This window comes from Marinobacterium lutimaris, assembly GCF_900108065.1.
GTDB classification, from domain to species: Bacteria; Pseudomonadota; Gammaproteobacteria; order Pseudomonadales; family Balneatricaceae; genus Marinobacterium_D; species Marinobacterium_D lutimaris.
On sequence record NZ_FNVQ01000001.1, the window covers coordinates 858,870 to 869,269 of the forward strand.

Below are 10,400 nucleotides of genomic sequence, written 5' to 3' on the forward strand. Positions count from 1 at the left end.
CTTACGCTATCGATGTGCTTCGTCGGGGAAAGCGACGGTCCGCGCCTGCAATCATCGGTGCGGCTGAGGTGCGGGGCTAATGGTCCGGTGATGTCCAGCGCCACACCGTCCTGTGGAGATTTAGCTCTCGGTAGCGGGATGGCGAATCTTGATCAGGTCATGCAGACGTTCTTTCCAGCTCGACTTCAGTTTGCGTACAACGGTCTCGGTCAGAGTAGTGCCCTTGGGCACAATTACCGAGCCTGTGTCAGAGACTAGATCTTCGGCGAGCACCATCCCCTCCTCCAGGTCTTTCAGCGTTATCGCCGCAGCTTCCTCTGTTTGCGTGCTGGCGCTGATCTGCTGCAATGAGCTCAGCATCGGTGAGGGGAAATGGGGGCGCATCGAATCGATAACCTCGTCGGGATCAGCGCCCTGTCCGAGCTGCTCATCAAAGTAGATGGCGCCCTGCAGCAAGGCGTTACCCACCAGGGTATCGCCACGAAAATCGAACAGCTCGACGCTTTCAAAAAGCTTGAGTCGGCGGATGATTTCGGCGCTCTCTTCCAGGTGCGGGATATTCAACAATAGCTCACAGCTGCGCTGCGGGTAGGTGCGGTAGAGTGCCAGCTCGCTCTCCGACAGAGGCAGATTGTTGTTTATCTTGTGCATCAGTTCAGGAGGCAGAAACATGCAGCCCAGCTGACTCAGGCTGGCTGCGACCTCGTATTTCCAGGCATCTTTGGCTCCCAGGCGGAGCGCAAGATCATGAACGATGCTTTTCAGGCGCAGGGCGCGGGAAAACGCCTCTGGATTGGATACCGCCAGCAGGTCGGTCAGAATCCGGACGCTACCGAGCAGAGTCTTCTGCAGGGAGTCCGATAGCTTTTCCCGCGTTTCACTCAGCTCAAGATGAGTGCGAACCCTGGCGAGTACAATAGGCGGGCTGAACGGCTTGATAATGTAGTCCACGGCGCCGAGGTTCAGCCCGCGGGTTTCGTCTGCTACCTCACCCAGAGCGGTGACGAAGATGATCGGTATCTCGCGGGTCCTTGCTGCACTTTTAAGCGTTTTGCAGACGGTGTAGCCATCCATCCCGGGCATCATGATATCGAGCAGAATCAGGTCGGGCTTGGGGTTGGCGCGGGCAAGTTTCAGGGCTTTCTCGCCGGAGGTGGCGATCTTGGTTTTGAACTGTCGTTTAAGGATCTCATTCAGTAGCGAAACGTTAGCTGGAGTATCGTCAACGATCAGAACCGTCTTCTGTACTTCCATTGGGATACTCCTGTTCCTGAACTTATCCGGTTACTGCTTTTTAAGAACATCTTCCTCAGAGTCGGCGTAGGTCTCGGCTACAGCGCGGCACTCTTCAGAGATCTCCAGAAACGCATCGAGCATATCCGGATCAAAATGGGAGCCGCGACCCTCTGTCATAATCGAAACCGCTTTCTCGTGTGAAAACGGTGGCTTGTAAACGCGCCGGCTGATCAGTGCATCGTAAACATCGGCGATCGCCATCAATCGCGCGGAGAATGGAATCGCCTCCCCGGCGAGCCCTTCCGGGTAGCCCGAACCATCCCATTTTTCCTGGTGCGAATAGGCGATCTCCTTGGCGATGGTAAGAAAGTCGCTGGGCTCGGATAGCTTCTTCTCTGCGGCTACCAGGGCATCACGGCCGTAGACCGTATGCAGCTTCATCTTTTCAAACTCTTCATCGGTGAGCTTGCCGGGTTTGAGCAGAATCGCGTCGGGTACCCCCACCTTGCCGATATCGTGCAGCGGCGCCGCCTTGAACAGCAGGGTGATATGTTCCGGTGTCAGGAAATCCTTAAACCGTGGGTGGTCGCAGAGCTTCTCGGCCAGCAGTTTGACGTAGAGCTGGGTGCGACGGATATGGTTACCGGTTTCCGGATCCCGGGACTCCGCCAGGGCGCCCATCGCCTCCATGGCCACATCCTGAAGCTCGCCGAGTTTTTTGGTGCGGTCCCGCACCCTGTCTTCGAGAATCTGGTTCTGATGCTTGAGAACGTCCCGGGCTTCTTTCAGCGTGAGGTGGTTTTTCACCCGCTCCAGCACAATCGGTGGGCTGATCGGCTTGGTGATATAGTCCACTGCACCCAATGACAGGCCGCAGGTCTCGTCCTCGACGCTGACCTTCGCGGTTAAAAATACCACCGGAATATCAGCGGTCTGGGGGTCGGCCTTCAGCGTTTCACACACCTCGTAACCATCCATGTCGGGCATCATGATGTCGAGCAGAATCAGGTCCGGTGGTGTATCGGACTGAGCCAGTTTCAGCGCCTTTTCGCCGCTGGTGGCGATCTTGGTCTTGTACCGGTCCTTGAGGATGTTGTTCATCAGCGAAACGTTGGCCGGTGTGTCATCAACGATCAGGATGGTTTTCTTATCATTCATTAACCTGTCCCTTGTCTGTTGCTGTGCTTAATCTTCTGCAGGCTTGATGCTGTTGAGGTGTTCCGTAACCCAGATGCAGACCATGGTCACATCGATCGGCTTTTCCAGAAAGTCGATGGCGCCCAGGGCGAGCCCGCGGGAACGGTCACCGGGGTTGTTCTTGCCGCTGAGAAAGATTACCGGGATATCCTTGGTTTCCGGATCTGCCTTAAGCTTTTCGCACACCTCGAAGCCGTCCATGCCGGGCATCATGATATCGAGCAGGATCAGGTCGGGCTTGGGATCACGGGCTGCAATCTCCAGCGCCTTTTCACCGCTGGTGGCGACCTTGGTGCGGTACATCTCTTTTAGTGCGGTATTAAGCACCTTGATGTTGGCTGGCGCATCATCAACCAGCAGCACCGTTTTCTGGTCATTCTCGCTCATAACTCATCCTTGGGATTCTGAATCAGTTAAACAGGATTCACGGACAACCTTGGCTGCCAGTTCAAAATCAAAGTTTTCTATCGCCTCTTCCAGCTCATCGAGGATCGCTTTATCCAAGACGTTTTGCAGGCCGGGTTTCAGCTCTTCGAACTGGTCGGCGGCCTCGCCATCGTCAGACTCGAGCAGCGACAGCAGCTCGGAAAGGTCCGGCATTGAGGTCTGTTGGCCTAATTCATTATGAATCAGCGCCATCACCTGCAGGGCAGACTCAAAGTCGAAGTTCTCGATATGGTCGGCGAGTTTGGCGATATGTTCGGGCGCGAGCGACTGTTTCAGCAGTGACTGGTTGGTGATGAAGTATTCTTCTGCATCACCGTCATCCTCCTCAAGGAGGCTCTGCAGCTGAGACAGTATCTCCTGGGTTTCGGCGCGGGATACGCCGCTACCGCTGCTTTGCGTGGCTGAGGCCGCGGTTTCAGTCTCTTCGAACGCCTCAAGCCCCGCCATCATGGCACCGAGTGTGGATGCGAATCCGCTTAGCAGTGTGGCTGCCTGTGCCAGATCCTGCTTGTTAATGGCGTGTTCAAGCTGCTGGGCCGCTTCCTGCACGCCGGTGGCGCCCAGGTTGCCGGCGACGCCCTTGGTGGTGTGCGCCAGTCGTTCTGCGAGCCCGGTATCTGCGGTATCGAGCGCTTCCTGAATATCGGTGACGGCACTCTTTTGATCTTTTATAAAGCGGCGGATCAGGTCACGGTAGAGTTTCCGGTTACCGCCAAGCCGTGAGAGGCCCACCTGGGTATCCAACCCCTCGACTTCAGGAAGGCTCAACTCGGCCTCGCTTGTAGTTTCTTTTCGTTCAGCCAGTGCCACCTTACCCAGCCCTTCGCGCGGTTTTATCCAGCGTACCAGGGCGTGGTAAAGCGCAGCGGGTTCTATGGGTTTGGCCACATGATCCTGCATGCCTGCGGCGAGGCAACGTTCTTTATCGCCCGCCATGGCGTTGGCGGTCATGGCGACGATGGGCAATTCGTCGAAGCGCTGCTCTTTCCTGATTGCGCTGGAGGCTTCAAAGCCGTCCATCACCGGCATCTGCAGGTCCATCAGGACAATGTCATAGTCCCGGTCGTTGATCTTCTCAACCGCGATCTGGCCGTTATCGGCGATATCCACGGTCATACCGGCGCGTTCAAGCAGCTCGGTGGCGACCTGCTGGTTGATCTCGTTATCTTCGACCAGCAGTATCCGTGCGCCAGACACCGATATGGCGATCGACTCATCGCTGGCATCCGACTTGTCGGTGCCAGTGTTGGTTGTTTCGCGCCCCAGAGCGAGCATCGCCGCATCCAGCATTGATGAGGCAGAGACCGGTTTGGCCAGCACGCCGTCGACGCTGCTGCCCACTTTGCGCTGCATCTCGTTGGTATCGTAGGACGTAGTCATGATCACCTTGGGTGGTGACTTCAGATTCAGCTTGCGCAGCGTCTGGTTCATCTCGATGCCGTCCATGCGAGGCATCTTCCAGTCCAGGTAGACGATGCTGAACGGATAGCCGCGCTCGTCGTGCTTGCTGATCAGCTCCAGCGCCTCGGGGCCGGATGCGGCGACCACCGGGTCAAAAGTCAGGGACTCCGCCGCCTGCTTGATGATCTCACGCGCCGCCGGGCTGTCATCGACGATCAGCACCGGCAAGCCACGAAGGTCGGGGTCAGGCTCGATCTTCAGCGTATCCGCATCAGGGTTCAGCTCCATCTCGACGGTGAACAGGAAGGTGCTGCCCTCGCCGGCGACACTTTCAACCCAGATATCACCGCCCATCATCTGCGTCAGCTGTTTACAGATACTGAGTCCAAGCCCGGTGCCGCCATATTTACGCGTGGTAGAGGCGTCGGCCTGGCTGAACGACTGGAATAGGTTTCCGACCTGCTCCGGGGTCATGCCGATGCCGCTATCGGAGACGGCAAACTGCAGTATCACTTTGTCGTCATCCAGTGTTTTGTTGACGATTTTGATAACGATCTCACCCTGATCGGTGAATTTAACCGCGTTATTCACCAGGTTTATCAATATCTGACCCAGTCGCAGAGGGTCGCCATTAAGGCCTCGGGGTACATCGGCCTCGGTGGCGATCAGCAGCTCAAGGCCTTTCTCCTGAACCTTGACGTTCATCAGGCTGGTGAGGTTGTTGATCGTCTCGTCCAGGTTGAACGGAATGTTCTCAAGCTCAAGTTTGCCCGCCTCGATTTTGGAGAAGTCGAGGATGTCGTTGATGATTCCCAGCAGCGCATTGGCCGCGGAGTTGATCTTGTTGAGATAGTCCTCCTGGCGCGGCGTAAGTTCGGTCTGAAGCGCCAGGTAACTCATACCGATGATGGCGTTCATCGGTGTACGGATCTCGTGGGACATGTTCGCCAGGAACTCGCTTTTCGCACGGTTGGCGTCGTTGGCCTGCTCCCTGACCCTGACCAGTTCAGTGATATCGGTAGAGATACCGCCGAGCGCGAACAGTTCGCCATCCGCATCGAACACCGGAAACTTGAATGACATGTAGGTGCTCACGCTGCCATCCGGGTTGCGGATAGTTTCCTCGAGCTGAACCGTATCGCCCTGCTCGATCGCCTGCTGGTCGGTCTTCTTGAATCGATCCGCCACATCCTTGGCGAGAATATCGTAATCGGTTTTGCCGAGCGCAGCGCCTTCCTTGCACTGGGCAACCTGCTCCCACACCTTGTTGACCAGCACGTAGCGCGCCTCAGGATCCTTCATGTAGATCAGCGCCGGGGAGTTATCGAGCACGGATTTCAGCAGCTTGCGTGACTCTGCCAGGGCCCTTTCGGCTTTTCTGCGTTCAGAAATATCCCGCAGCGAGGTGGCGATCAGCGTGCCTTCTTCGGACTCTATGGGGCTGAGGCTGATCTCGACGGGAATCTTCTGCCCCTGCTTGGTCAGTGCGATCAGCTCGTTGCCTGCCGCGAGGCCTGGCCGCACGGATGACGCCACGGATAAGCGGCAGTAGTCGCGGTAGCCTTTGCGGAATTCGGCCGCGACCAGCATCTCTACGGGCTGACCGTAAAGTTCACGCCAAGCATAGCCGAACAGCTCCTCCGCACGCTTATTGACCATCACTACGCCGCCCTCGTCGTTGGCAACCACCATCGGGTCTGGCGCGGACTCGAGCAGCTTCTTGAACTGATCCTTGCTCTTACTGAGCTCCAGGGTGCGCTCTTCCACCTTGTCTTCGAGCTCATCACGGGCACGAACCAGGGAGCGAGTGGCACGGTCGCCGATCCAGGTATTGATACCCATCAGGCTCAATGACAGAAACAGGGTCACACCGAGCAGACCGTAAAGTGTATTGCGCGAAATGATATGTGCTTCGAGCGCTTCGGATTCATCGATTTCGGTGATCAGGCCCATGCCCAGTTCCGGCACCCAGTGCCAGGCGCTGAGCACCCTGTCATTGCGGTAATCGAGAAAGCCCTGAACATCGATGCCGCTTTCACCCCGGCTGATGCCGAGCGCGGCTGGCGTCAGTGAAGACCTGTCGAAGGGGGCCTCGGCGGATGTCACCCGTTGCGGTGGATTGGAGACCCTGATTGCCAGTGCTGTTCTGCCGTCCTCCGGCAGTACACCCTGCTCCACCAGTTCATCGGTAAAACGGCTTTCACTCAGCATAATGCCCGATGCATCGACCGCGTACGTTTCTCCGGTTTGACCGGTGATACCCCGTGACAGGATATCGGAGAAAACATGGGCCGGGTCGGCGGTGGCGATTACCGCACCTACAGGTCGTCCGACATAGTCGAGAACCGGTGCGGCGAAATAGATCTCAACCTGTTTGCTCACTGGGTTGAAAGTGGGCGGTATGAATGCCACCTCGCCCTGGAATACGCGCTTTTCGAGTATATCCCTGAGGTGCTGGACGGAGGGCGCTGCCTGGTAAACCGGAGTGCCGTCGGTGAGCACCATGGAAAACTTCCAGTTACTGTCACCGAGATTGTGTTGATCCAGCAGTGCCTGAAGCCCCTTGCTGGAGTTGCTTTGAGTGCTTGAACCGCCCTCGTGCGCCTCCAAATCCCAGGTGGCCAGGAGCGTTTCGAGCCCCTCTTCCCTGGCGATCAGAGTAATCAGCCTGAGCCGCCCGTTCACCCAGAACTGCAGCATTTCCTGGGTGGCAGAGAGCATAGTGTTTAGAGACTGACCTGCCCGCTGGCGGGCGATCTGTTCCTCGCGCTCCAGCGAGTTCCAGGTCAAGCCAAGCACAACCACCAGTATCGATGACAGTGCGAGTATGCCGAACAGGCGTAAGCGGCTGGACTGGTAAAGCGACAGAGCGCCCTCTGCCTTGCGGGCCAGGTACCAGACGATACCAATTAGAATGATGGCAAGGCCGATGGTTATCGCGACGAACTGCAGCACCGGTAGTTGCTGGTTCTGGATGCCGGTGGTGGATGGGGTCTGGTCTCCCAGATCGATATTGAGCCAGCGGTTACGGATCGCATCGCGTTGGGCCGGCGTGATGGTATCGATCGACTTGTTAAGAATACTGACGAGCTGCGGCCAGTCTTTGCGCACGGCGATGCTGAGCTCGTATTGGTAGTCGGTGCGGAACGCCACCTGCAGGTCAGACAGCGCGTAGTCACTGACCAGGTTAAGCGCCGAATACTGGTTGGCGAGCATTGCATCCAGCTCGCCTTCAGACACGGCCAGCAGGCCGTCTTTCAGCGACGGAACCTCGACAAAGTCGATATCGGGGTAACGGTTCTGCGCCCATTCGGTGCTGGCGTAGCCAGCCACAACCCCCATCTTTGCACCCGCCAGTGCCGCCATATTGGTTAAGGAGCCGGCATTGTCTTCGTGGCTGATCACCACGGATGGAATGCGCAGGTAAGTGTCGGTGAAATTGAAAAACTCCCGGCGGCTTTCGGTCTGCGCCATGCCCGGCAGAATATCGATCTCCCTCTGCTTGGCCTTTTCAACCACATCGGCCCAGACCGCTCCCGGTACCAGGTTAAGCTTGATACCCAGCTGGTTGCTGATCAGGCCAACGTAGTCGGCTACGATGCCGGAGTAGTTACCCTCAGAGTCGATAAACTCGAAAGGTGCCCAGTCCGGGTCGGAACCGAAGTTGATCGTCGGGTGCTCCAGCAACCAGCTGCGCTCTTCCGAGGTCAGATCCAGTTGCGCCAGCACCTCTGTCCTGTTTAGCTCCTCCTCGGGGTCAAGCCAGGTGGAGAGAACCTCCATCCGCTCATCCTGGGTGATGGCGGCGATACCCTTGGTGAGGATGCTATGGAGCAGAGGCTTTTCACCGGTAACCAGCATCCGTAGCGGATTGTTACCGAAGTTGCTGGGGAAGGAGGTGAATCCTGACAGCGCGTTTTCCCGCAGGAAATACTCGACAACGCTCTGGGAATCCATGGTGGCATCGGCCTGGCCCGCCAGCACCATTTCTATGGCATCGAGTATCGAATCCGCCTCGATAACCTGTATTCCGGGCATCCGCTCCTTGACGATATCGATGGTGGCGTAGCCGGACGGGATAACCAGCCTTTTACCGTTGAGATCCTCCATGTTGCGGATGTTGGAGGCTTCCTTGGCGTAAACAAACTCCTTCAGTACCAGGTAGCTGGGCGTGTGGAGCGCATACTGGCTGCGGTCGGCAGAGAAATAGGTGGCGGCTACCAGGTCGATCTGCCCTTCTTTGAGCTGGGTGTGCAGCTCGTTATAACTGGCGGGCTCGGAATATTCGAAATGTAGCCCGGTTTTTTGCTCGATCAATTTCAGGAAATCGACGGTGATGCCGACGTAATCTCCCTGGCGATCGATATAGTTAAAGGGTGGCCAGCTATCTTCCTTGCCGACAACGACTGTTGGGTTCGACTCGATCCAGGCTTTTTCATCGGCGGTTAAATTAACCGTCTTGTCATTGGCGAGTTCCTGCGAGAGCACGCTGACAATCTGCGTATCTTCCAGCTGTGCAACGATATCGCTCAGCAGGTTGATCGAGTCGATCAGCGACTGTTTGTTTCGCTGGTAGTCCGGAGACTCAAACACCGCCTTGGCCTGCTCGATATTGCCCGCTGCCATGTAGGCTTCGGCGCGCAGCTCCAGGTCCACGAGCGATTCGTTAAAGGCGTTGATCAGGTCAAGCTGGGGATCGGCTTCTTCCGGCGCCTGGGAGCGGATCTGGCTGAGGGTATCGTCAAACCGGGTGACCGCACTTCTATACCTGTTCAGCCAGTCAGGGTTATTCGAGTAGATATAAGTGGTCATCGCGCCGGTCAGGATCTCATCCTGAAGCAGCAGCGAGTCGGTAAGCTGTGTGAGGTTGGTCGCTGCGTGTTCTTCCTGTACCGGCTCGTCAGTGGCGATAACCACCTCCTGCGAGAGAACGGCAAACAGCACAGCAAAAATAAACAGCGGTAGCAGACTGCTTTTGATAACGCGTTTGATCATTGCGCAGTCTCCGCTTGCGGTTTGAAGCCGTATTTACTCAGGATCAGGAGATACTCAGGTGTGGTGATAAATCGTGCGACCTCACGCTCCAACTGGTCTCTGAACGCCTCGGCCCCCTGCATTCTGCGGGAAACGGCAAGGTTGACCGGAAGCACGTAAACAGAGGGAGTCAGCACCTTGAACGCGTTTTTAACCCCGAGCTTCTCGGCGCTGCTGAGAAAGTACTGCTGGTTGTTGATGGCGAGATCAAAGGTCCCCGATAACAACCCTTTCAGCTGAGCCATCGAGTCGAGCACCGGGGCTTTGGTGAGGTAATGGGTTGAGTCGAACTCAGGGCCGTAGGTCCAGCCGTAGTTTACGCCGATCTTGAACTGGGCGACGCTGAGCAGCCGACCATTATATTCAATGGGACTGTCTGCCCGTGCGATAAAATCCTGGGTTTCGTAGATGTGCGGTGTGGAGGTAAACAGGGCCAGCTTGTCGCGATCGGGCGTTGAGGTGAGGTTGACCATTATGTCCTGGCTGCCCGCTGCCATAGACTGCAGTGCGCCGCGCATATCCGAATACTGGGTCACCTGCGGTTCATAGCCCAGCTTTTCAAGCACCGCTGCGGCTATCTCGTAGGAGGCCCCGGTGGGTGTACCGTCCCTTTCTACGGCGTAGAAAGGATAGAAGTCTTCCGGCATCGCGATCCGGATAAGCTGTTTATCAGCGGCGGAGAGGTGTAACGAGAACATCGCCAGTATTGAGGCGAGGAATAACCTGACAGCTAATTGGGCCATTTGAGCTCCGTTACGGGGGGCTTGTCGGCCAATCAGAAAGGTTCTGCTGTCCGTTTTAAGCCACTGCCCGAGTTAGAAATGCACTGATACATCTATCCCGGATGCTCAACAGGGCATTTTCCCTGGTAGTCCTACTACCCTCATGGTCTTATAGCATTAGCCTGTTAAATCAACAAGCTGCTGAAATCAGGCTCCCTTCTGACTGCGCTTTGCAGCGCTCCGCTGTGTGGAATCTTCCGGCTTCGAACTGAAGCCGGTTCTCCTTATAGGTAAGCCCCCGGAAAAGCCTTGATAGGATGACCTACCGGGCATATCCGGGGGCTGGGTTTATGCACCAGGTTT

General features: G+C 56.6%; 5 protein-coding genes. All 5 read right to left on the reverse strand.

The window, feature by feature from the left end:
- Positions 1-120 precede the first annotated feature (120 nt).
- Genes C4S72_RS03990 through C4S72_RS04010 form a run of 5 tightly spaced genes read right to left on the reverse strand, consistent with a single transcriptional unit; the run spans position 121 to position 10,058 of the window.
- Positions 121-1,254, reverse strand: a complete 1,134-nt coding sequence (locus tag C4S72_RS03990; protein ID WP_104001752.1) for a response regulator — start codon at positions 1,252-1,254, stop codon at positions 121-123.
- Between the two features lie 30 nt (positions 1,255-1,284).
- Complete coding sequence (locus C4S72_RS03995; protein ID WP_104001753.1) at positions 1,285-2,394, reverse strand: response regulator; 1,110 nt, start codon at positions 2,392-2,394, stop codon at positions 1,285-1,287.
- A 27-nt stretch (positions 2,395-2,421) separates the two neighbouring features.
- Positions 2,422-2,820 carry a response regulator gene (locus C4S72_RS04000; protein ID WP_104001754.1) on the reverse strand — a complete coding sequence of 133 codons (399 nt, stop codon included), beginning with the start codon at positions 2,818-2,820 and terminating at the stop codon, positions 2,422-2,424.
- A 3-nt stretch (positions 2,821-2,823) separates the two neighbouring features.
- The gene (locus tag C4S72_RS04005; RefSeq protein WP_104001755.1) at positions 2,824-9,276 is read right to left on the reverse strand and encodes a response regulator; all 6,453 of its coding nucleotides are present in this window, start codon (positions 9,274-9,276) and stop codon (positions 2,824-2,826) included.
- On the reverse strand, positions 9,273-10,058 hold the full coding sequence (locus tag C4S72_RS04010; RefSeq protein WP_104001756.1) for a substrate-binding periplasmic protein: 786 nt from the start codon (positions 10,056-10,058) through the stop codon (positions 9,273-9,275). The genes C4S72_RS04005 and C4S72_RS04010 overlap by 4 nt, the downstream gene beginning before the upstream one ends.
- Positions 10,059-10,400 lie beyond the last annotated feature (342 nt).

What these genes read in the sequence shown, in the direction of transcription:
- C4S72_RS03990 (WP_104001752.1), bottom strand. Translation starts at nt 1,254, where the DNA reads ATGGAAGTACAGAAGACGGTTCTGATCGTTGACGATACTCCAGCTAAC.
- C4S72_RS03995 (WP_104001753.1), bottom strand. Translation starts at nt 2,394, where the DNA reads ATGAATGATAAGAAAACCATCCTGATCGTTGATGACACACCGGCCAAC.
- C4S72_RS04000 (WP_104001754.1), bottom strand. Translation starts at nt 2,820, where the DNA reads ATGAGCGAGAATGACCAGAAAACGGTGCTGCTGGTTGATGATGCGCCA.
- C4S72_RS04005 (WP_104001755.1), bottom strand. Translation starts at nt 9,276, where the DNA reads ATGATCAAACGCGTTATCAAAAGCAGTCTGCTACCGCTGTTTATTTTT.
- C4S72_RS04010 (WP_104001756.1), bottom strand. Translation starts at nt 10,058, where the DNA reads ATGGCCCAATTAGCTGTCAGGTTATTCCTCGCCTCAATACTGGCGATG.